Origin of the sequence: Nonomuraea cypriaca (assembly GCF_015645445.1) — a bacterium.
Lineage (GTDB): Bacteria > Actinomycetota > Actinomycetes > Streptosporangiales > Streptosporangiaceae > Nonomuraea > Nonomuraea cypriaca.
The window spans coordinates 1-21,236 of the sequence record NZ_JADOGI010000100.1 but is presented as its reverse complement, the minus strand read 5'-3'; the positions used below and the strand labels follow the sequence as shown (position 1 = coordinate 21,236).

General features: G+C 70.3%; 21 protein-coding genes. 14 read left to right on the top strand and 7 right to left on the bottom strand.

Annotated features, from left to right (window positions below; all coding sequences use genetic code 11):
* The 4 genes from ITP53_RS29260 to ITP53_RS29245 are packed head-to-tail and all read left to right on the top strand — an operon-like array spanning position 1 to position 3,947.
* On the top strand, positions 1-645 hold the full coding sequence (locus ITP53_RS29260) for an O-methyltransferase (RefSeq protein ID WP_195898684.1): 645 nt from the start codon (positions 1-3) through the stop codon (positions 643-645).
* Positions 642-1,571: a class I SAM-dependent methyltransferase gene (locus ITP53_RS29255; protein WP_195898683.1), complete on the top strand. Its 930-nt coding sequence runs from the start codon at positions 642-644 to the stop codon at positions 1,569-1,571. Before ITP53_RS29260 ends, ITP53_RS29255 begins: the two co-directional genes overlap by 4 nt.
* Positions 1,572-1,584: 13 nt before the next feature.
* A complete protein-coding gene (locus ITP53_RS29250; protein ID WP_195898682.1) occupies positions 1,585-3,033 on the top strand; it encodes an MFS transporter in 1,449 nt (482 codons plus the stop codon).
* Positions 3,030-3,947, top strand: a complete 918-nt coding sequence (locus ITP53_RS29245; RefSeq protein ID WP_195898681.1) for an oxidoreductase — start codon at positions 3,030-3,032, stop codon at positions 3,945-3,947. Before ITP53_RS29250 ends, ITP53_RS29245 begins: the two co-directional genes overlap by 4 nt.
* Before the next feature lie 31 nt (positions 3,948-3,978).
* Here the strand turns inward: ITP53_RS29245 and ITP53_RS29240 are convergent, their stop codons facing one another.
* The 3 genes from ITP53_RS29240 to ITP53_RS29230 all read right to left on the bottom strand — a co-directional run bounded on the left by ITP53_RS29240 (position 3,979) and on the right by ITP53_RS29230 (position 8,909).
* A complete protein-coding gene (locus tag ITP53_RS29240) occupies positions 3,979-4,773 on the bottom strand; it encodes an SDR family oxidoreductase (RefSeq protein ID WP_195898680.1) in 795 nt (264 codons plus the stop codon).
* Positions 4,774-5,051: 278 nt separating this feature from the next.
* Positions 5,052-8,195: a BTAD domain-containing putative transcriptional regulator gene (locus ITP53_RS29235; RefSeq protein WP_195898679.1), complete on the bottom strand. Its 3,144-nt coding sequence runs from the start codon at positions 8,193-8,195 to the stop codon at positions 5,052-5,054.
* Positions 8,196-8,312: 117 nt separating this feature from the next.
* Positions 8,313-8,909, bottom strand: coding sequence for a TetR family transcriptional regulator (locus tag ITP53_RS29230; protein WP_195898678.1), 597 nt, complete (start codon positions 8,907-8,909; stop codon positions 8,313-8,315).
* A gap of 101 nt (positions 8,910-9,010) precedes the next feature.
* Between ITP53_RS29230 and ITP53_RS29225 the strand changes: the two genes are divergently transcribed.
* Complete coding sequence (locus tag ITP53_RS29225) at positions 9,011-9,805, top strand: SDR family oxidoreductase (RefSeq protein WP_207756564.1); 795 nt, start codon at positions 9,011-9,013, stop codon at positions 9,803-9,805.
* A 55-nt stretch (positions 9,806-9,860) separates the two neighbouring features.
* Positions 9,861-10,142: a hypothetical protein gene (locus tag ITP53_RS29220; RefSeq protein WP_195898676.1), complete on the top strand. Its 282-nt coding sequence runs from the start codon at positions 9,861-9,863 to the stop codon at positions 10,140-10,142.
* Positions 10,143-10,178: 36 nt separating this feature from the next.
* On the opposite strand, the gene ITP53_RS29215 is transcribed toward ITP53_RS29220, so the two are convergent.
* Positions 10,179-10,325: a hypothetical protein gene (locus ITP53_RS29215; RefSeq protein WP_195898675.1), complete on the bottom strand. Its 147-nt coding sequence runs from the start codon at positions 10,323-10,325 to the stop codon at positions 10,179-10,181.
* Between the two features lie 64 nt (positions 10,326-10,389).
* Complete coding sequence (locus ITP53_RS29210) at positions 10,390-12,237, bottom strand: CehA/McbA family metallohydrolase domain-containing protein (protein ID WP_195898674.1); 1,848 nt, start codon at positions 12,235-12,237, stop codon at positions 10,390-10,392.
* A 218-nt stretch (positions 12,238-12,455) separates the two neighbouring features.
* On the opposite strand from ITP53_RS29210, the gene ITP53_RS29205 reads away from it, so the two are divergent.
* The 7 genes from ITP53_RS29205 to ITP53_RS29175 all read left to right on the top strand — a co-directional run bounded on the left by ITP53_RS29205 (position 12,456) and on the right by ITP53_RS29175 (position 18,660).
* The gene (locus tag ITP53_RS29205; protein ID WP_195898673.1) at positions 12,456-13,316 is read left to right on the top strand and encodes an MBL fold metallo-hydrolase; all 861 of its coding nucleotides are present in this window, start codon (positions 12,456-12,458) and stop codon (positions 13,314-13,316) included.
* Between the two features lie 3 nt (positions 13,317-13,319).
* The gene (locus ITP53_RS60485) at positions 13,320-13,919 is read left to right on the top strand and encodes an LmrA/YxaF family transcription factor (protein ID WP_195898672.1); all 600 of its coding nucleotides are present in this window, start codon (positions 13,320-13,322) and stop codon (positions 13,917-13,919) included.
* Positions 13,920-14,197: 278 nt separating this feature from the next.
* Positions 14,198-15,061: a hypothetical protein gene (locus ITP53_RS29195; RefSeq protein ID WP_195898671.1), complete on the top strand. Its 864-nt coding sequence runs from the start codon at positions 14,198-14,200 to the stop codon at positions 15,059-15,061.
* A gap of 347 nt (positions 15,062-15,408) precedes the next feature.
* Entirely contained in the window at positions 15,409-16,467 is a 1,059-nt protein-coding gene (locus ITP53_RS29190) for a 3-deoxy-7-phosphoheptulonate synthase (protein ID WP_195898670.1), read from the top strand.
* 64 nt (positions 16,468-16,531) lie between these two features.
* Positions 16,532-17,158 (top strand): class I SAM-dependent methyltransferase, encoded by a 627-nt coding sequence (locus tag ITP53_RS29185; protein ID WP_195898669.1) that lies wholly within the window; start codon positions 16,532-16,534, stop codon positions 17,156-17,158.
* A gap of 34 nt (positions 17,159-17,192) precedes the next feature.
* Entirely contained in the window at positions 17,193-18,149 is a 957-nt protein-coding gene (locus ITP53_RS29180; RefSeq protein WP_195898668.1) for an NAD(P)H-dependent flavin oxidoreductase, read from the top strand.
* Between the two features lie 43 nt (positions 18,150-18,192).
* Positions 18,193-18,660: a GbsR/MarR family transcriptional regulator gene (locus ITP53_RS29175; protein ID WP_195898667.1), complete on the top strand. Its 468-nt coding sequence runs from the start codon at positions 18,193-18,195 to the stop codon at positions 18,658-18,660.
* A 108-nt stretch (positions 18,661-18,768) separates the two neighbouring features.
* Here the strand turns inward: ITP53_RS29175 and ITP53_RS29170 are convergent, their stop codons facing one another.
* The gene (locus ITP53_RS29170; RefSeq protein ID WP_195898666.1) at positions 18,769-19,284 is read right to left on the bottom strand and encodes a P-loop NTPase family protein; all 516 of its coding nucleotides are present in this window, start codon (positions 19,282-19,284) and stop codon (positions 18,769-18,771) included.
* Between the two features lie 53 nt (positions 19,285-19,337).
* Positions 19,338-19,985 (bottom strand): FMN-binding negative transcriptional regulator, encoded by a 648-nt coding sequence (locus ITP53_RS29165; RefSeq protein WP_236051290.1) that lies wholly within the window; start codon positions 19,983-19,985, stop codon positions 19,338-19,340.
* A gap of 32 nt (positions 19,986-20,017) precedes the next feature.
* On the opposite strand from ITP53_RS29165, the gene ITP53_RS29160 reads away from it, so the two are divergent.
* The coding region (locus ITP53_RS29160) for an aminotransferase class I/II-fold pyridoxal phosphate-dependent enzyme (RefSeq protein WP_195898665.1) at positions 20,018-21,236 on the top strand (1,219 nt) is incomplete at its 3' end.

Sequence of the window (21,236 nt, the reverse complement as noted above, 5' to 3'; positions counted from 1 at the left end):
ATGAAGCCGATCACGCTACCCGGCATCGACGAGTACGCCGAAGCCCACTCCACACCCGACCCCGCCTTCATGCGACTGGTCGGCGAGAACACGTGGCAGTCGCTGACCGACCCGCAGATGATCTCGGGTCCGCTGCAGGCCAGGTTCCTGCAGATGCTCGTGTACGCGCTGCGCCCCCGCCAGGTCCTCGAGATCGGGACGTTCAGCGGCTACTCGGCACTGGCCATGGCCGCCGCCCTGCCTCCGGACGGCCACGTACTCACCTGCGAGATCGACGACCGGCACGCCGCGATGGCCCGCGACCACATCGCGTCGAGCCCGTACGCCGGGAGGATCACGGTCGAGACCGGCCCCGCGCTGGACACCCTCGACCGGCTGCCCGGCCCGTTCGACTTCGTGTTCATGGACGCCGCGAAGCAGGAGTACCTCGCCTGCCTGGAGGCCGTCCTGCCGAAGCTGTCGGACCACGCCATGATCGCAGCGGACAACACCCTGTGGAACGGCGAGGTCCTGTACGAGGACGACGACGCCGACGTGGTGGCGCTGCGGGCCTTCAACGACGCCGTGGTGGCGGATCCCCGGCTCGAATGCGTCCTCGTCACGCTGCGGGACGGCCTCACGCTGATCAGGAGGGCCGGCCGGTGACCCCCGGAGGCAGCGCCACCGCGCAGGGCGCCTGGTGGGGCGTGGGCGTCCATGACTGGGCGACCATCCAGGAGGGCCAGGTACGTGAGCTGTACGACGACGTACTCGACCGGATCGGCGCATCCGTGACCACCCCCCGGCACCTCGGCGACGCACGACAGCCGACGGCGAGGGATCGCGGACAGCCGACGGCGGCGGATCCCGGCCCGCCACCGGCGTGGGATCCAGGACAGGCGGCGGGGCGGGCATCAGGTCTGGCTGGGATGCGGGTGCTGGATGTCGGCTGCGGCTCGGGGATGTTCTGCCTGCTGGCCGCCGGCCGGGGAGCCGAGGTCTCCGGGCTGGACGCGGCCGAGCCCCTCCTCGACCTGGCCCGCGAACGCGTCCCAGAAGGGTCGTTCACGCTCGGCGACATGGAACGCCTGCCGTACGCCGACGCCTCGTTCGACCTGGTGACCGGCATGAACTCGGTTCACTACGCCGACGATCATCGGCAGGCGCTGCGCGAGGCCCGCCGCGTGACCGCCCGGGGCGGGCGACTCGTGGCGGCGACCTGGGGGCCGCCCGAGAGTTGCGAGGCGTCCGCGTACCTGACCGCCCTGGCCCGCCTCCTCCCGCCGCTCCCCGACCGCGGCGGCGGAGGCCCGTTCGAGTTGTCCGCGGACGGCAGGCTCGCCGCCCTGGCCGAGACGGCGGGCTGGACGCCGGAGGAGGCCCGCGACGTCACCTGCGTCTGGCGGTACGCGGACCTGGCCGAGGCGCAACACGGCCTGCTGGCCGGGGGCCCGTCCTCGACCCGGGCACTCGAGGAGATCGGCTGGGACCGGGCCGCGGCGATCGTCGCCGACGCGATCGCACCGTTCAGGACCGAGGAAGGCGGCTACCGCATGCGCAACGTCTTCCGGTACCTCGTCGCAACCGCATGAGGGATTGATGATCATGGCAGAGCAGAGCACACAGGATCGCACGGAACAGGGCCCCCGGCCTCGGGACCGCCGCTGGCTCGGCCTGTTCTTCCTGCTGCTGGCCGGTGCGATGGACCTGGTCGACGCCACCGTCGTCAACATCGCGCTGCCCGCGATCCGCCAAGACCTGAGCGCGTCGTACGCCGACATGCAGTGGATCTCCTCCGGCTACGCGCTGGCGTTCGCGCTCACGCTCGTGACCGGGGGCAGGCTGGGCGACATCGCCGGGCGACGGCGCCTGTTCCTCGTCGGGGCGGCCGGGTTCGTCGCGGCGTCGCTGCTGTGCGGCCTGGCCCCGGCCCCCGAGACACTGATCGCCGCCCGTCTGCTGCAGGGCATCATGGCCGGGGCCATGGTGCCCCAGATCCTGGCCATCATGACGGTCACGTTCGGGCCCGAGGAGCGCGGCAAGGCGTTCGCGCTCTTCGCCGGGATGGCGACGGTGGCCACGGTCGGCGGGCCGCCGCTCGGCGCCTTCCTCACCGAGGCCGACGTGCTGGGGCTCGGCTGGCGGGCCGTCTTCCTCGTCAACCTGCCGCTGGGCGTCGTGGCGGTCGCCGGCGCGGTCACCTGCGTACGCGAGTCCAGGTCGTCCGAGCGCCTCGGCCTGGACTGGATCGGCATGATCATCGCCACCGCGGCGGTGTTCCTGCTGATCTTCCCGCTGGTGCAGGGACGGGAGCTGGGCTGGCCGGCCTGGACGTTCGTGGCGCTCGCCGCCGCCGTGCCCGCGCTGATCGGCTTCGTCCTGTACGAGCGGCGCAGGACCGGCTCTGCCCTGGTGGAGATGAGCCTCTTCCACGTCAGGTCGTTCGTCGGCGGCACCCTGATCTACCTCATCTTCATGGCGGGGATCATCGCCTACTACTTCGTCTTCATGGTGTACCTGCAGGTCGGCCTGGGGTTCACGGTGCTGGCCGCGGGCCTGACGATCCTGCCGTTCGCCGTCGGCACACCCGTGGGCGCCGGCATCGCGCCCGGCCTCATCGCCAAGATCGGCCGGAACGCGATCCTGGCTGGCGCGACCCTGGTGGCGCTGGCCATGGGCGGGCTGATCCTGGCGCTGAGCACGGCCGGCCCGGAAGTCGGCTTCTGGCACCTGGCGCCCGCGCTGCTCCTGGGCGGCGTCGGCATGGGGATGGTGGTGACGCCGCTGTTCGACTTCGTACTCTCCGAGGTGCCGGGCGAGCACGCGGGCTCGGCGTCAGGCGTGCTGAACGCGTTCCAGCAGATCGGCGCCGCCACGGGCGTGGCGGTGATCGGGGTGGTGTTCTTCAGCCTGGTCGGGCCGGCGGCGACGGCGGAGTCGTTCACGGACGCGATCCAGTTGACGCTCGGAATCCAGGCGGCGATCTTCCTGGTCGTCGCGGCCCTGGTCACGCTCCTCCCCCGAAGGCCCGTCTACCAGGAGCCCACTCCATGACGGACGTCCCTTCTCAGGAGGGCCGTGTCGCGCTGGTGACCGGCGCCAACAGCGGGCTCGGCCGCCACACCGCCATGGCACTGGCGGCCAGGGGAGCCAGGGTGCTGCTGGCCTGCCGCGACCCAGGCAAGGCCGAGGCGGCGGCGCGGGAGATCGCGAGCCTCACCGGCGGCGCCGCCGAGCCCGTACGGCTGGACCTGGCGGACCTCGGATCGGTACGGGCTGCGGCGGCGGAGGCCATGGACCGCGCAGGCGGCACACTGCACATCCTGGTCAACAACGCCGGCATCATGGCGAACCCGCACCGCGTGAGCGCCGACGGCCACGAGCTCCAACTGGCCACCAACCACCTCGGCCACGCCGCGCTCACCTGGCTGCTCATGCCGGCGCTACGGGCGTCCCCGGGGGCGCGGGTCGTCACCGTCTCCTCAGGAGCGCACCGCGGCCCCGGGCTGGACGTGGCGGACCTCGACTTCGAGCGCCGCCCCTACGACAAGTGGGCCGCCTACAACCAGTCCAAACTGGCCAACCTGCTGTTCGCGTTCGAGCTGGACCGGCGGGCCCGGGCGGCCGGGCTGGACCTCGTCAGCGCCGCCGCGCACCCCGGCATGGCGCGTACCGGCCTGTTCACCAGCTCCGCCAGAGCGCAGGGCGGCCGGGCGCTCGTGGCCCTCACGACGATCATCGCGAGGGTCGCGTGCCAGCCAGCCGCGAAGGGCGCCCTCCCGCAGTTGCACGCCGCGACGATGCCGGGCGTCCAGGGTGGCGAGTACTTCGGTCCAGGCGGGTTCGCGGAGACGCGCGGCCGGCCGGTCCTGGCCGAATGCGCTCCCGCCGCCAGGGACGAGCACCTGGCCGCCCGCCTGTGGAAGGAGACCGCCCGCCTGACGGGCGTCATCCCCGCCCCTGCCTAGCGGCTTCCGCCCGGCCGGCGTGTGCCCCGTCCTAGCGGCTCCTGTCCCGGCCGGTCGGCACGTCCTGGAACCCGTACTCCTTGGCCAGGTCCGCGACGGGCAGTGTGCGTCCGGCGTGCCGTGCCACTTCCGGGTCCTCGAGCAGGGCACGCACGGCCCGGCCAGGAAACTCCACGGAGTCGCCGCCCGGCACGTCCTCGCCGATCGCCGCCATGATCGCCTCCGTCCGGGTGAATCCGGGCGCGAGCGCGAGCGCGGTCACCCCGTGCGGGCGCAGGTCATGGGCGATGCTGTGGGCCAGACGGCTGACGCCGGTCATGGCGAGGTCGTAGAAGACGTGTCCGGCGATCACCTCGGCGTCCGGGTCGGTGAATCCCGTGAGTACGGCCAGACCACGCCGCTCGATCAGCAGCGGGGCGGCGTACCAGGCCGAGACGAGATGGCTGCGGACCCCGATGTCGATCATGTTGTGCCAGTGGACGAGCGGGAGGGTCCAGAACGGGCCGCCCCCGAAGGGCAGGGCGTTGCCGTCGCAGGCGTTCGCGACGAGGAGATCGAGGCCGCCGTGCTCGTCACGTACCCGCTGGAAGAGCGCTTCGACGGCGCGGTCGTCGGTGTGATCGACACGTACGGGAACGCCGTGACCGCCACGCTCCTCCACCTGCTCGGCGGTGTCCTCGACCGTGCCGGGGAGGTCGGAGTGGCGGTGGTCGCGGCTCTCGCGGTCGGTGACGTAGACGGTCGCCCCGGTCTCGCCGAGTACGAGGGCGATGCCGCGCCCGACGCCGCGCGCGGCTCCGGTCACGACGGCGACGGTGCCTTCCATCGGGACTCCCTGTCGAATGGGGAACGAGTTACGGCCGGCTGCCCGCGGAGGGGGCCTGCCCTCCTTTCCGCCACCCTTACAAGGCGCCGACGGGGGTGTCAACGTCGTCCTCGTACACATTGAACCCCTCATCACACTTCCGGCTCCCGGACTTCGCCGCCCGCCGCGTCGAGGGCTTGCCGATGGGTTCCAGGCGAGTTTCCCGGAATGGCTCGGCGTGATCGGCATCGTCGCGTTGACGGTACTGGCGATCGGCTACCTGTGGGCGCGCGCGACGATCACGAAGCGAGCGTGATCTCGGCCAGCTCGCGCCAGTCCTGCCGCTGTCCGTCGCGGGTCGCCTCGATGAACACGGTTTCACCGAGGCGATTCCGCGTTTCCGCGGTGATCCTGGAAAAGTCCGGCTGTGAACGGTCCGGCGTACCGCGCACGCCGTCGCTCGCCGCGAGCAATCGCGCGGCCTGCTCGTACTGTCCCTGGCGCAGCGCGAGATCCGCGATCCCGATCAACACCTCGGCGATCAGCGGCGGATACGTCACCTCCGCAGCCGCGCGGAGCGCCTCGCTCCGATGCGCGCGGGCCTTCTCGAGATCCTCGGTGAGGTAGCCGTACAGGTCCATAGTCCTGGCGCGGACCATGTCGCTCAGTTCCGCGTTGCCCGCCAGCGCCCGCACCGTGGCCAGGTGCTGGTGTGCCTTGTCCGGCTCGCCGCGCCAGCGCGCCAGCTGCGCCTTCGAAAGCGCCAGCTCGGCAAGCACGTCCGGCCAGGTGATCCCGCCCGCGCCCCGCTGCGCTTCTGCCATGGCGGACGTGCTGGATCGCTCATCGCCGAGCAGCCAGTACAGCTGACCCTGCCGCGCCCGCAAGCCGACCGCGTCCTCGGTCGCGCCTACCGCGGGCAACGCGGAGACCGCCTCTTCGTAGTGCTCACACGCGCGTGCGAACTCGCCGCGCATGGCGAGCCGATCGGCCAGGAAGGTCAGCGCCATCGAGATCCCCCACCGGTCACCCAGCGTGCGGAACTCGGCAAGGGCGATCTCGATGTCGATGTCCACGTCGGTCTCGTCGCGGCCGAGCGTGAGCCGCAGTCGGCCACGAGTGAGCCTGGCCTGCGCACGCACCCATGGATCGTCGTCGGCGATGAGCGGCTCGAACGCGGGCAGGAACTCCGTCGGCTCCCGCAGCATCCGCTCCAGCGGCCCGACGAACCCGAGCACCGGGTGGCGATACCCGCTGCGCTGGGTGAACCGGTGCGCCTCGAGGATCCACTCCCGCGCCTGATACTGATCGCGGCCGGGCCAGGAGGTCACGAGCACTGCCACGATGGTGTACGCCATCGCCCGCACCTCATCGGACGCCTCACCGTGCAGCGAGGCCGCCGCGATGCTCAACTCGGTGCCCTCAGCCTTGCGCCCACTGAGGAACCAGTACCAGCCCACCGCCCCGACCAGCCGCATCGCCTCCTGGGCCCATTCCTCGGCGATCGCCCCGCGTAGGGCCGCACTGATGTTGTCGTGCTCGGCCTCGAGCGTGGACAGCCACTCCAGCTGCTCGGCCCGGCGCAGGTGCGGCTCGGCGGTCTCGGCCAGCTCGGTGAAGTAGGCGAGGTGCGCCCGGCGCGCCGCCTCGGTCTCCCCGGCTTCGGCGAGCCGGTGCGCCGCGTACTCCCTGATGGTGTTGAGCATCCGGTAGCGCGGCGTGCCCTCGCCGTCGGCGAGCAGCAGCGACTTCTCGATCAACGCGGTCAGCACGTCGAGCACCTGCTCCCCGGCGAACGTCTCGTCCCCGCACACCCGTTCCGCCGCTTCCAGGCTCGCCCCGCCGGAGAACACCGAGAGCCGCCGCAGCACGCTGCGTTCGGCCTCGGTCAACAGGTCCCAGCTCCAGTCCACGACCGCGCGCAGCGTCTTGTGCCGGGGAAGCGCCGTACGGCTGCCGCTGGTCAGCAGGCGGAATCGGTCATCGAGGCGATGTGCCAGCTGATCGATGGACATGGTACGCAGCCGTGCCGCGGCCAGTTCGATCGCCAGCGGCATCCCGTCGAGCGCCCGGCAGATCCGCGCCATGGCCGGCAAGGCGTGCGCATCGGAGCCGATGTCCTTGCGCACCAAACCCGCGCGGTCCCGCAGCAGCCGCACCGCGGGCGAGGACCCGACGTCGGAGGGGTCCGCTCCCTTCGCGGGCAGCGCGAGTGGCTCGACCTGCCACAGCACCTCCCCGGTGATGCCGAGCGGTTCCCTGCTCGTGGCCAGAATCCGCAGCCTCCGGCACTCCCCCAGAAGCCGATCCGCGAAAGCCGCGGCCGCCTCGATCACGTGCTCGCAGTTGTCCAGAATCAGCAAGATCGCGCGCTCCCGGACCGCGGTGATGAGCCGATCCATCGGTTCCCCACCCCGCGCACCACCGAGCAATGGCTGGTCACGCAGGCCGATCGCGGTAAGAGCGGCCTGCGCCAGCTCACCGCCCGCCCGCACCGAGGCCAATTCGACCAGCCACGCCCCATCCGGCAGCTCGGCGAGCATCGTCCGCGCGGTCTCCGTGGCCAGCCTTGTCTTGCCGGAGCCACCGGCCCCCGTCAAGGTGACCAGCCGGTGCTTGACGGCCAGACCGGCGATCGCGGAGATGTCATCGTCCTTGCCGACGAAACTCGTCAGCTCGGCGCGCAGGTTCGTCCTGCGGTTCTCCGCCCGCTCGCCCAGCTCGCCACGCAGCAACGCGGTGTGCAACGCGGAGAGCTCGGCCGATGGATCGGTGCCCAGCTCCTCAGCGAGCCGCTCGCGCGTCCGCTGGTAGACGGTCAACGCCTCGGTCCCACGCCCCGCCTCAGCGAGCCCTCGCATCAAGGCCGCCACGAACCCCTCCCGCAGCGGATACGTGGCAACCAGTTCGGTCAGCTCGGAGACCAACTCCGAGCCACGGCCGAGGCGAACATCCGCATCCACCCGATCCCCGAGCGCGGCGACGTGGAGTTCGTCCAGACGGGTGACCGCGGCGTCGAACGCATCGCTGTCTCGCAGTGCGATGTCCGCCATGGCCGTACCGCGCCACAATGCCAGGGCCGAGCGCAGCAGATCCGCCCGCGCCGCAGGCTCGGCGGCACGGGCCTGACCGACCAGGCGCTCGAACCGGCACACGTCCACGGCATCAGGAGACACGGCCAGCCGGTACCCGCCGGAATCCGCCTCGATCAGACCGTCCGGCAACACCCTGCGCAGCCTGGACACCAACGCCTGCAAGGCATTCACTTCGTCCGCGGGCGGCCGTTGTCCCCAAATCCAGTCCACCAGCCTCGCACGCGTGACGATCCGGCCAGGTTCGATGGCGAGCGCAGCGAGCAGCGCGCGCAGCCGAATCCCAGGAACCTCCACCACGGTCCCATCACGGTTCCGGACCTCGAACGGTCCGAGCAATTCGACTCGCACATCCGTAATTGTGTCGTACATCCGTTCCAGGTAACCGAACACTACGGCCAGAGCCCGGCTTGCCGGGGTCCAGTTGGCGGTGGATCGTGGCGCGGCTGACGTCGAGCCGGTGCCGTGTCACTCCGGGGCGGCGGCGAGTCTGCGAGCGACTTCGATCACTGTCTGGCGGCGGCGGGCCAAGGCGGCCTGGTCGGTCTTCTCGTCCAGGACGATGCGGCACATCCTGGGCACCGCGAAGTTCCAGGCGATCAGCCCCATGACGGTGAACAACAGGTCCTGGGCGGCATGTACGCGGGCGTCCTCGGGAAGGTGATGCGCCACGCCTCCGTCCACGAGTTGGTGAACCTTCTCGCGGAAACCGTCACGGCGCTCCCGCTCGCTCTCGCCGGGTTCGTCGCACGCCTCCAGCGCCTCCCACAGCAGCAGCCTGATCAGCTCCGGGTGCTCCTGGTGCCAGTCGAAGATCTGCGCGGCCGACTCGGCCACCGCGTCGGCATCGATGTTGACGGAGACGTGGATCTCCTCCAGCTTCGCTCGCAGGATGGCGGTGAACAGCTTCTCCTTGCTCCCGTAATACAGGTAGATGGCCTGCTTGTTGGCCCTGGCGGCCGTCGCGATCCGGTCGACCCTGGCTCCCGCCAGACCGTGCTCGGCGAACTCGGCGGCGGCGGCGTCGAAGATCCGCCGTCTGGTGTCCTCCGCGTCATAGGCCATGAACGAAATTAAACCATCCGGTTGACTGTTCTCCGTCCAGGCGGCAGTATCTAGGACAGCAATAAAACAACCAGATGGTTTATTTCTCGAAAGGCTCTCCCATGAGCGCTGCGACTCCCATCCCCGTTCGTTCGCCCCTGCCCAGCGCACTCTCCGGCACGACCGCCGTCCTCATCGGCGGAAGCTCGGGCATCGGGCTGGCGGCGGGTGTCCTGCTGCGTTCGGTCGGCGCCCACGTCGTGCTGGTCGGCCGCGACTCCGACCGGCTGAAGGCCGCCGTCTCCCGGTTGCGAAGCGCGCGCCCGGCCGAGGATTCCGACGACGCCGTGCTGGACGTGTCCGGCGACGGGGGAGACGAGCGGACCCTCGCCGAGGCCTTCGACAGGGCGGGTCACGTCGACCATGTGTTCGTCACCGCGGGCGGCCTGAGCGGCGCCGGCCCCCTGACCGGGCTGTCGGCCGACGACATCCGCGCGGCCTTCGACTCCCGCCTGTTGGCGTCCTTCGCCGTCGCCCGCGCGGCGGCGACGCGGCTTCCCGCCGGCGGCTCACTCACGTTCAGCTCGGGGATCCTCGTGGTCCGACCCGCTCCAGGAATGACCGCCCCGCTGTCGGTCACCGGTGCCGTGGAGACCCTCACCAGGGCCCTCGCCGTGGAGCTCGCCCCCGCGCGGCTGCGCGTGAACGCCGTCCGCTACGGCCGGATCGACACCCCACTCCTGCGCTCGCTGCCGGGGCTGGACTCCGACGACGCGGTCGCCACCGCCGGGTCGACCGCTCCCCTCGGCCGCTTCGGCACCGCCGAGGAAGCCGCCGCCACGGCCCTCTTCCTCATGGCCAACCCCTACATGACCGGCCAGGTCATCACCGTCGACGGCGGCGAAACCCTCGCCTGACCCGCCGTACGGGTGGGCCGGGTTGTACGGTGCGATGGAGGGAGGCGGACGCTTTATGGAAGACGAGCAGATCACCACAATCGGCGGATGTCACCTGTGTAAGCGCACCTTCAGTTTCACCCCGGCGAGTGTCATGACGGTCATGATGGACCCCGAGACCAACCTTCCGCTGGGCATGACGGTGTCAGGTTCCTTCCGTGAGCCGACACCGGAAGCCACCGCCAGATCGGTCAAGGAACACGTCTGCCCGGACTGCGTGAACAGGATGAAGCAGCTCAGGGCATTCATGGACCAGCCCACCCGCCAGTTCGACACATGGCAGAGACCCAACCCTTGATCGCCTGCCACGTGCTGGGGACTCCGTGGCCGATGGTCAGGAGCGGATGGTGAGGATCGCGACGGCGGCGCCGACGGCGTACAGCGCGCCCATGCCGATCAGCAACGGCCCCGTCAGGGCGCGCCGGCCGCGCGCGCCGTCGTCGGTCCTGACCTCCCGCGGGTCCGCCGGGTCGTAGATCACCTCCACCAGCGCGCCGAGCTCGTGCGAAGGACGCGGGTCGATCAGCGGCCTGCACCGCGCGGCGTCACTTGAGGTCGGCGGGGGTCAGGGTGAGCCTGCGGGCCTTGGGGATCTCGATGTCCTCGCCGGCCGGCAGCAGCCACAGCGGATTTCCGGCCCCCAGGAGCGCACCGGAGGAGTCGTGGACCTCTACGCGCAGATACCGGCCGTTCTGCCGGTCGAGGGGGAATCGCATCGTTCCCTCCGCGAAGGCGGAGGCCGGATAGGGGTGCTTCTCGACCGCAGGCGTGGTGTCGCCCTTGCGGTCGCACACGCCGACCACGACCTGAACGGTGGCGTCCGCGGGCAGGTTGCCCACGAAGAGGTCGACGGGAACGCTGGTGGCATCGGTCCGGATGACCGCTCCCATGGCCCGCTTGTGGCCGACCGTCATGTCGATCTGCCCCGTTGGCCACAGCCTCTGGTGCTGGAACCACGCCTGCCCGGAGGCCATCGCCCGGAGCAGGTTGCCCGCGCTCTTCGAGTGCGCCCAGAGCGAGGTGGCGAAGAGATGGGGTTGGCCGATCCAGTTCTGCCCCGCGTGGTCGTCGATCTGGCTCGTCGCGGTGAGGAAGATCGCGTTGCGGGCGGCGACGTCGTACTGGGTGAGCCGGGTTGTGGTGACGGTGAGGTTGCCCGTGGCGTCGCAGACCTCCATCAGGTCGGTTCCCAGCGCGCGGGTCGCGACGAGTTCGGCGTGGTTGATGGGCGGGTGGTTGTACTGGACCAACGCGCCACGGTCGTGGTACCACTTCACGACCTTCTCGATGCCTTCGATGCTGTTGTCCAGAACGGGAGCCTTCCCCCGGTCCGGGTACGGGTAGAGCTCGAAGTCCTCCATGTAGACGTTCATGTGCCGGATCATCGACACCTCGCTGGACAGCAGTTGCGTCACCGTCGGATACCGCTTGGACAGGCGTCGCATGAGCTCACGCTGGTGCTTCACCGGCCACTTCAGCGGATCACCGGTGCGGTCGCGGGCACGGTCGATGCGGAGACGGTCGAACACGCCCTGGGCGGTCGCGTTGTCGCGGGCCCGCGCTCCGAAACGCAGCCGGGCCAGCCCGGAGTCCTCGGCGATCAGGTCTGGCCAGAACGCCTTGACGTCGTCGAGCAGGTTCATTCTCAGCGTCTGCCACTCGCCGGTCGACGTGGTGGTCACGACACCGGTCAGCGGTGTCTCCAACCGGCGGGACGTTTCTGTGCCGAGGCGATATTCCAGAACGTAGACGCCCTTGGGGCGGCCGGCGGTCTCCGGCCGGAAAGACGTCTCGACCTGGACGACGATTTCCGCGTCCGGGCCGATCTGCTCACCGAGCACGTCGATCTCGAGCGTGGTGTCGGAGAGGTTGGTGGAATAGAAGCTGTTGCCGGTGTTCGCCCACAGGTAAGAGACACCCCACTCGGCGGCGGGGCCCGTCGCGGCCACGCGCATCGCCTTGCCCGCTTCATCGGGGCTGTGAGGGTCGTCGACGAACGCGTGCTGGGCGTCGGTGACGGTGCCGCTGTTCTCCACGACCCACTGCAGGCCACCGTCTTCGTCGGTGCCGTCGAAGGCGATGTTGTCGTAATAGCCGTACGCCGACATCCGCCAGTCGTGATCGCTCCACCAGACCACGTCGATGCCGGCCTTCATGGCCTGATCCAACTGGGCCATCATGCTGGCCCCGCCCCCGCCTCCGGCCCAGCTGCCGCCCTCGCTGAAAGAGGAGTGGGTGTGCAATGACATGCTCACAGGAACGGCTCCGAGGCGTCGTGGCGCCGATGCCTCCGCGATCGCGCTCGCTGCCTTCAGCGGCCCGATGGCCGCCGCGATGCCGACTCCCAGCCCGGTGCCCAACACCCGTCGACGGGTGACCTCATTCGCCGCCATCTGGCGCTTCATCCTCCTAGATCGGCGTCCAAAACCAACGCAGACCATAGAGGCGGCCACGGAACGGCGGCCCGCATCGACGCGTGAATTGTCCAATTAGTGGGGTGATGTTCTCTAAACGGCCGCCGAGTCCATCCTCCGGACACCGCCAAGCCCGACCGCCGGTCGACAGCGTTGAGGGCTAGTAATTTACTAGACCAGTCTGTAGATTTTGGCCCATGAGGATTCGTCATCTGAACTGCGGGACCATGCGTCCCTTCGGCGGGCGGCTGGTCAGCGGCACCGGCAGCCCGCTGACCAGCGCGCGGAACGTGTGCCACTGCCTCCTTGTCGAGACCGGCGAAGGGCTCGTCCTGGTCGACACCGGGTTCGGGCTCGGCGACGTACGCAACCCGGAGCGGGTGAGCCCGATGTTCCGGCGGCTGTCCAGGCCCGTGCTGGCCGCCGAAGAGACCGCCGCCCACCAGGTGGTCCGACTCGGCTACGAGTTGGGCGACGTCAGGCACATCGTGCTGACCCACCTGGACGTCGATCACGCGGGCGGCCTGGGAGACTTCCCGCACGCCAAGGTCCACGTCTACGCCGCGGAACTGGAGGCCGCGCAGCGCCCTCTCAGCGCGCTGGAACGTTTCCGCTACCACGCCGCGCACTGGGCGCACGGCCCCGACTGGGTTCCGCACACCACGACCGGTGACGACTGGTTCGGATTCTCCGCGGTCCGTGATCTGCCGGGACTGCCCTCATCGATCCTGCTCGTGCCGCTGGCCGGGCACACACGTGGTCACGCCGGCGTCGCCGTCGACATCGGCCACACCGACGGCGGCTCGAAGCGCTGGCTGCTGCATGCCGGAGACGCCTACTTCTCCCACGCCCAGATGGAACGCGATCCCTCCTGCCCACCGGCCACCAAGGCGTTCCAGAGCTTCATGCAGGCTGACCGTTCCGCATGCATCCACAACCTGCGAAGGCTCAACGAACTCACGCTCACCGGTGACGTGGACGTCTTCTGCGCGCACGACGAGGTGGAGCTCGACCGCGCCCAATCCGCGTACACACCCACCCGGCCTGCGGCGGGGTGACCCATGGCACCACGAGGTCAGACCAGACAACGAATCCTGGACGCCGCCCAAGTCCTGTTCCAGCGGCAGGGCTACCACGCCACGGGGGTCAACCAGATCCTGTCGGAAGCGGGAGCGCCCAAGGGAACGCTCTACTTCCACTTCCCCGGCGGCAAGGAAGAACTCGCCGTCGAAACGGTCAGCCGGGCCGCCGACCAATGGGGTCAGGCCATCGACGCGGCTCTTGCCCAGGCCGACCCCGCCGCATCCGCGCACGCCGTCACCGACCTGCTCGGCACCATGCTGCGGCAGTCGGACTTCCGCGACGGCTGCCCGCTGGCCACCGTCGCCCTGGAGGTCGCCGCCGACAGCGACCAGGTCCAAGCCGCCTGCGCCAACGGCTACCAGCACTGGATCACCCTCATCGCGGCACGCCTGCGAGAACGCGGAATCCCCGGCGACGCGGCCGCGGACCTGGCGGAGTTCATCCTGTCCACCGTCGAGGGCGCGCTCCTGCTCGCGCGAGTCCAACGCGACACCACCCCCCTCCGAAGAGCCGCCACCCGGCTCGCGGCCATCATCGCCCAGGAAATCCCGCCGGCAACCGGCGAACCCGTTCATTGAGCTCCCAGGGGGACCACTACTCGCAGCAATCTTCCGGTGGGTCGCTCGCTGGTGGCGAGCGCCCCTTCGGAGGGCTACTGGTTGATGGGCGCGCTCAAGCCCCACGGAGTGCAGAGGAACCTGGAACGGGCCACGCTCCCAGGTTCAAGCTGATCGACTCCTGGAGCCCCTGACTTGCGAATGTCGACATCCTGGTGACAGGTGGTCAATTTTCGCTCATTCCCTGTTATGGTCCTTCTTTGTCCGAAAATTGGGACAGTCTTTACCATAGGAGGATCATGAGGAGCACACACAGGATCGTCGCCCTCAGCACGGCGTTGGCAGTGGCCACCGCCCCGCTGGCCTTCGCGTCCCCAGCGAGCGCCGCGCCCGCCAAGACCACCGGGACCGCCCAGAACCTGCCGCTGGAATGGCTCTCCCTGCCGGCGCTCGGCGGGACCGATCTGCTGCAGCGGGTCAAGGATCTGCTGGGCAAGGGCTACGTTCCCGAGGCGCTGAGCGTGACCAACGCCGCCAACCCGCAGTACCTGTCCGTGTGGGTCAAGGACACCACCAAAAAGGTGAACGTCCTGCAGGACCTGTCGGTCACCGAACTGCCGCAGCGCATCAACGAACAGCTCAAGGCGGGCTTCCAGCCCACCAAGATCACCGCTACCGGCACAGGCGCGGACGCCGTCTTCGCGGCGGTCTTCGAGAAGACCGCCGGCAAGGTGCTGTCCAAGCTCGGCATGACCAAGGAGATCTTCACAAAGGTCAACGCCCAGCAAGCCGCCGCCGGATACGGCATCGCCTCGCTGGACGTGTACGGCACCGTCGAGCAGCCGCTCTACGCGGCCGTCTGGGTCGCCGGAGCGGCCACGGGCACCGTCAAGGTCAGCCTGGGCCAGACCGTGGAGGAGCGCGGCAAGGAGCTCCTGGCGATGGCGCGGCAGGGCCTGCGTCCTGTGGTCATGGCCGTCGAGCCCGGCAAGCTCCTCACCACCGTGTGGGGCAAGGGCAGCTCGACCGGGCTGAAGGAGACCCTGAGCCTGTCCCGCGTGACGTACACGCTCAAGGCCACCCAGTTGAAGGCGCTGGGATACCGGCCCGAGATCCTGGACACCGAGGGCGGCCTGTTCGCGGCGATCTGGAGCAAGGGTTAGAGACGATCGCGGCCGGCCCTTGTGGGGCTGAGTCCGGCACAGGAACAGTGTGCCGGACTCAGCCCCACGATAATGCAGGCCGGCCAGGGCCGGCGTCCGGCTCGGTCCTGCGGGGTCGAGTTGAGATGGCGCGGTTTGGCTGGTAGCGTCTGCGGCCATGCTGATCAGTCGATTTTGGCGCTATGTGCCGGCTCCGGATGGGGCCCAAGGTCACATGCGCTGACCAACTGATCATCCGGAGCCAGAGAGCAGAGACGACCCGTCTCTGCTCTTCGTCGTTTAGGCGGTCGGCTCCGGGGACCCGGGCTTGGGCCGTACCGCCGTCTCAGCCCTAAGGACATCAGCGCATGACCACGACCAGCGACCTGCGCATCACCTCGTTCGAAGCCTTGCCCACGCCCGCGGAATCGCGCGCGGAACAGCCGCTCGGGGAGGAACGCGCCTCCCTGGTGGCCGCGAGCCGCCGCGCGGTGCGCGACGTTCTCGCCGGCGACGACGACCGGCTGCTGCTCATCATCGGACCGTGCTCGGTGCACGACCCGGACGCCGCGCTCGACTACGCCCGCCGCCTCGCCGAGGCCACCCGCGACCTGGACGACGCCCTGCTCGTGGTCATGCGCGTGTACTTCGAGAAGCCGCGTACGACCATCGGCTGGAAGGGCCTGATCAACGACCCCGGCATCGACGGCGGCCATGACGTACGGCGGGGCCTGCGCCTGGCCAGAACCGTGCTCCTCGACGTGCTCAGCACGGGCCTGCCGGTCGGCTGCGAGTTCCTCGAACCCACCAGCCCGCAGTACATCGCCGACGCCGTCACCTGGGGCGCGATCGGCGCGCGTACGCCGGAGAGCCAGGTGCATCGCCAGCTCACCTCCGGCCTGTCCATGCCCGTCGGGTTCAAGAACGCCACGGACGGGGACGTACAGGTCGCCATCGACGGCGTGCTCACCGCCTCCCACCCCCAGGTCTTCTTCGGCATCGACGACGAGGGCCGCGCCGCGGTGGTCAGCACCACGGGCAACCCCGACTGCCACGTGATCCTGCGCGGCGGCCGGCGCGGTCCCAACCACGACCCGGACTCGGTCCGTGACGCCCTCTCCCTGCTGGCCAAGGCCGAGCGTCCGCAGCGGCTGATCGTGGACGCCAGCCACGGCAACAGCGGCAAGGACCACGTACGGCAGGCGGCGGTCGTCCGTGAGGTGGCCGCCCGCATCGCCGGCGGCGAAACCGGGCTGGCCGGGCTGATGGTGGAGAGCTTCCTGGTGCCCGGCCGGCAGGAGCCAGGTCCGCGGGAGGGCCTGACGTACGGGCAGAGCATCACCGACGCGTGTGTCGGCTGGGACGAGACCGCCCGGCTGCTTGAGGTGCTGGCCGAGGCCGTACGTTCCCGGCGCCGCGACCACTAGCCAAGGCCGGGCCGGCTCGGCGCGTGCCGAGCCGGCCCGGGACGACCCGATCGAAGAGACAGTGATGAGCGTGCGATACGACGATGTGCTCGGGCCACTCCGCACGGCCTACGACGGCGGTGCGAAGCGTCGTGACGACACCCAGAAGGCGCCGTGGAAGCTCGCCGAGCGAGCGGCGTTCCTGAGCCGCCTGCGTGACCACGGCTGTGACCGGCTGCTGGAGATCGGCGCGGGGACGGGCCAGGACAGTGCGTACTTCCGGGACAACGGCCTGAGCGTCGTCGCGGTGGACCTGTCCCCCGCGATGGTCGCGCTCTGCCGGGCCAAAGAGCTCGACGCCCATGTGATGGACTTCCTTCACCTGGACTTCCCGCCCGGCTCCTTCGACGCGGTGTATGCCGCGAACAGCCTGCTCCACGTGCCCGACCGGGACCTCCCCGCCGTGCTGGAAGCAGTCCACACCCTCCTGCGCCCCGGTGGCCTGTTCTTCCTGGGCGTGTACGGCGGAGGCGTGCTGACGGGGGAAGGTCCCTTCGAGGGAGACGACCACCGGCCGCCCCGGTTCTTCTCCTTCCGCGGCGACGAACGACTCCAGGAGTTCGCGCGCCAGTGCTTCGAGGTCGTGGACTTTCACGTCGTCGGCACGGACGAACGGCGATTCCAGTCGCTGACGTCGCGGCGCCCTCAGTGACAATTGCCTCGAGCACGCCGGACGAGGGGAAACGATGCTGAACACCTGGCTGACCAGCCGATTCAATCTCGATCTGCCGTTGGTGGGCGCCCCGATGGCGGGTGTGGGCGATGGCCGGCTGGCCGGAGCCGTCTCCGCGGCCGGCGGTCTGGGCATGATCGGCATACCTCCTGGCGCCCCCGTCTCGTGGATCGTCGAGCAGGCGGCCATCGCGGCGGGCAGCGGCCGTCCGTACGGCATCGGGCTGCTGGCATGGGCGCTCGCGGACGACCCGGCCCACCTGGAAGCGGTCATCGCCGCCCGTCCCGACCTGGTTTCCGTGAGCTTCGGGCCCTACGCCGAGGTTGTCGAGCCGTTGCGGCGGGCCGGGATCACCGTGACCACCCAGGCGGGCACCACGGACGAGGCACGCGCGGCCGAGCAGGCCGGGGTGGACCTGGTGGTGGCCCGCGGCGGCGAGGGCGGCGGCCACGGGCGCGCCGACGTGGCCACCCTGCCCCTGCTCCAGAACGTGCTGGACGCGGTACGCATCCCCGTGCTGGCCGCCGGCGGCATCGCCACCGCGCGCGGCCTGGCCGCCGTACTCGCCGCCGGGGCGGAGGGCGCGTGGGTGGGCACGGCGTTCCTCGGCTGCGTGGAGTCGACACTCTCCGAGCCGGCCCGCGGGCGGGTCCTGGCGGCGGGCGAGGGCGACACCGTCCACGGGCGCGTCTTCGACCTCGCCCAGCGACTCCGCTGGCCCGCCGAATACGGTGGCCGCGCGTTGCGCAACGCCTTCTACGACCGGTGGGCGGGCCGGGAGCGGGAGCTCGCCGCCGACGAACAGGCACACGCCGAGTTGGCCCAGGCCCGCCGCTCGGGCGACTTCGACACCGCGTACGTCTACGCAGGCCAGGCCGTCGGCATGGTACGCGAACCCCGTACTGCCGCCGACGTGGTCGCCGGATTCACCGCCGCGGAAGACCTGCTGACCCGCGCCGGAAGCCGCTGACCCCCTGAGCGGAGATCTCACCCTTCGTGGTTACCCTGATCGCATGAGTAAGCAGGACGGCCCCGACCTCGACAAGGTGCGCGCCTGGGTCGAGCGGCTGGCGGCGTTCGTCTCCGAGGAGTGGGGGCTGCCTCCGATCACCGGCCGCGTCCTCGGCTGGCTCATGGTCTGCGACCCGCCCGAGCAGACGGCCGCCGACCTCGCCGCGGCCATCGGCGCCAGCCGCGCGTCCCTGACCAGCAACATGCACCTGCTGACATCCATCCGGCTGGTACGCAAGCTTCGCAAACCCGGCGACCGCAACGTCTACTACCAGATCGAGGACGACGCCTGGTCCAAGGTCATCAGGCAGAAGCTGGCCGCGTTCACCGCCTTCGACGACCTGGCGGCCGAGGGGCTGCGGCTGGGCTGGACCGATGAGGCGCAGACCAGGCGCATCCGCTCGGCCAGAACGTCCATCGCCGCCCTCGCCCTGGTGCTCGACCGGGCCGCGACCGAGGAAGGCCCATGAATCCACAGCCTGTGGATAACCCCGGTCTCCTGTGGACGAAATCACCTGATACAGCGTGGACAGCGCGTTCCAGCGGCGAAAACGCCTGTGGACGACCGTGCCGAAAGGTCATCCCGCTGTGGTGAGCCCCGCGATGGTCTTGGCCGTCTCGGACGGCGTGACGTGCGTCGTGTCGACGACCTCACCGGCGCGGCTGAGCCAGGGAAACGCCTCCTCGTACGCCGTCAGATGATCGAGCCGCCACTGCGAGATCCCGGACTCGGCCGCGTTGATCCGCCGGGTGAGCGTGTCCCGGTCGGTGTGGAGCACGAAGTGCCGTACGGGAATCCCCGCCTTCCCCAGCCCCTCATGAATCTCCCGCCAGTATTCGTCGACCAGCACGGTCTGCGGCATCACGAGCACGCCACCGACGTAGTCGAGCAGCTGCGCGGCGGTCTCCACGACCAGGTGACGCCAGGGGGTCCAGTGCTGGAAGTCCCCGACCGGCGGCAGGCCGGACACCGTCTGCAGCAGGTAGCCGACCTGCTCGGGATCGAAGTAACGCGCATCGGGAACGAGCGGGAGCAACTCGTTCGCGGTGCTCGTCTTGCCGGCGCCGAAGGTCCCGTTGAGCCAGATGATCATATCGGCGACCCTAACTCACCACCTCCGCAGCCGCCCCGGCGTCGCGGCTGACATCAAGAACCCTCGAGTCTTCGCGGCCCGATCCTCATCCGCCTGAGCTGCTGCGCCCTGGCGCCCGCGTCGCCCGGTAGGTCCCGCTCGGCCAGCCCGGCCCCGATCCGCTCGCGGAACTCGACCGGCCGTTGGTCGTCGTACTTGAACTTGGCCCGCACTCCCACCACCTCCAGCCGCAACCCCCGGATCGCCGAGAACATCTTGCGGTACGGTCCCGCGTCGGCCGCCACCTCGCCGTGCCCGCCGTCGGGCTGGTGGTGGGCGAGCTGGCGGCGCAGGATCTCCGCCCTGCCCTCCTCGTCGTCCACGATCCGCGCTCGGCAGGTGAGCTGCACGGACGCGTAATAGCTGGTCGGCACGCCGTCGCCGGGGGAGTCAGAGCGCCAGGCCGACGGGATGTAGGCGTAGTCGTCGTACACGCTCACCACCGCCACGGGGTTGGCCTCCAGCGCCGCCCAGACCGGGTTGGGCCTGGCCAGGTGCAACATGATCGCCTGGTCGCCGTCGTACAGGAAATGCGTGGGCACCAGCACCGGCGGGCCGCCGTCCACGCCGTTGACCGCTAGCTGCCCGAAGTCGCGCGTACGCAGCCAGTCGCGCCACTCTTCCTTGTCGCGGGCGGCGTCCCAGGGGTGAATAAGCATCATTTCGACCTTTGTATTGGTACATAATAGGTTTTGTGCAAGAAAAATACCGGATAGCTGGACGGACAGCCAGCGAGATAGCGGCCGGGGTGGAGGCCGCCGTGGCGGGCGGGCGGCTCGCGCCTGGCGCGGCGCTTCCCCCGGTGCGCGAGGTGGCCGCCCTGGCGCGGGTCAGCCCCAACACGGCGGCGGCCGCGTACCGCATGCTGCGCGAGCGCGGCATCGTGGAGACCGCGGGACGGCGCGGCACCAGGGTCAGGCCGCGGCCGGCCAGCACCACGAGGGAGGACATCCGCGTCGAGGTGCCCCCGGGCGTGCGTGACCTGTCCAAGGGCAACCCCGACCCCGCACTGCTGCCGCCCCTGGGCGCGGCGCTCGCCGCCGCGGCCCGCGCGCACGAGGAACGGCCCGCCATGTACGGCACGGGCGACGACGAGGAACTGCTCGACCTGGCCGGTGCCCGCCTGCGCGCGGACGGAATCCCGCCGGGCCCGCTGGCGGTGACCTCGGGCACCCTCGATGCGGTCGAGCGGGTGCTGGCCGCCTACCTGCGTCCTGGCGACGCGGTCGCGGTGGAGGATCCCGGCTGGTCCGCCCTGCTCGACCTGGTCGCCGCGATGGGCCTGCGTCCCGTGCCGGTGCGGCTGGACGACGACGGCCCGCTGCCTGACGATCTCGGGCGGGCGTTGCGGGCCGGCGCGCGGGCCGTGGTGGTCACCGCCCGCGCCCAGAACCCGACCGGCGCCGCCGTCTCCGCCCGGCGCGCAGAGGAGTTGAGTGAGGTGCTGGCGGCGTATCCGGGGGTGCTGCTGGTCGAGGACGACCACGCCGACGGGTTCGTCGACCTGCCCCTGAGCCCGCTGGCGGGGAGTACGGAACGGTGGATTCTCACCCGTTCCACGGCGAAGGCGTTCGGCCCCGATCTCCGGCTGGCCCTGATCACCGGTGACCCGGTCACGCTGGGCCGGTTGCGCGGGCGGCAACGGCTGGCCGCGGGGTGGGTCAGCCATCTGCTGCAGCGGGCGGTGGCCCACCTCTGGCGTACGGGGGCGGTGGACTCGGCGACGGTGGGGGCCTCGTACCGGGAGCGCAGGGACGGCCTGGTGGCGGAGCTGGCCGGGCACGGCATCACGGCGTACGGCCGCAGCGGCCTGAACGTGTGGGTCCCCGTCGCAGACGAGGCCACCGCGATCACGCGCCTGCTGGCCCACGGCTGGGCCGCCGCCCCCGGCGCCCGCAACCGCATCGGCACCC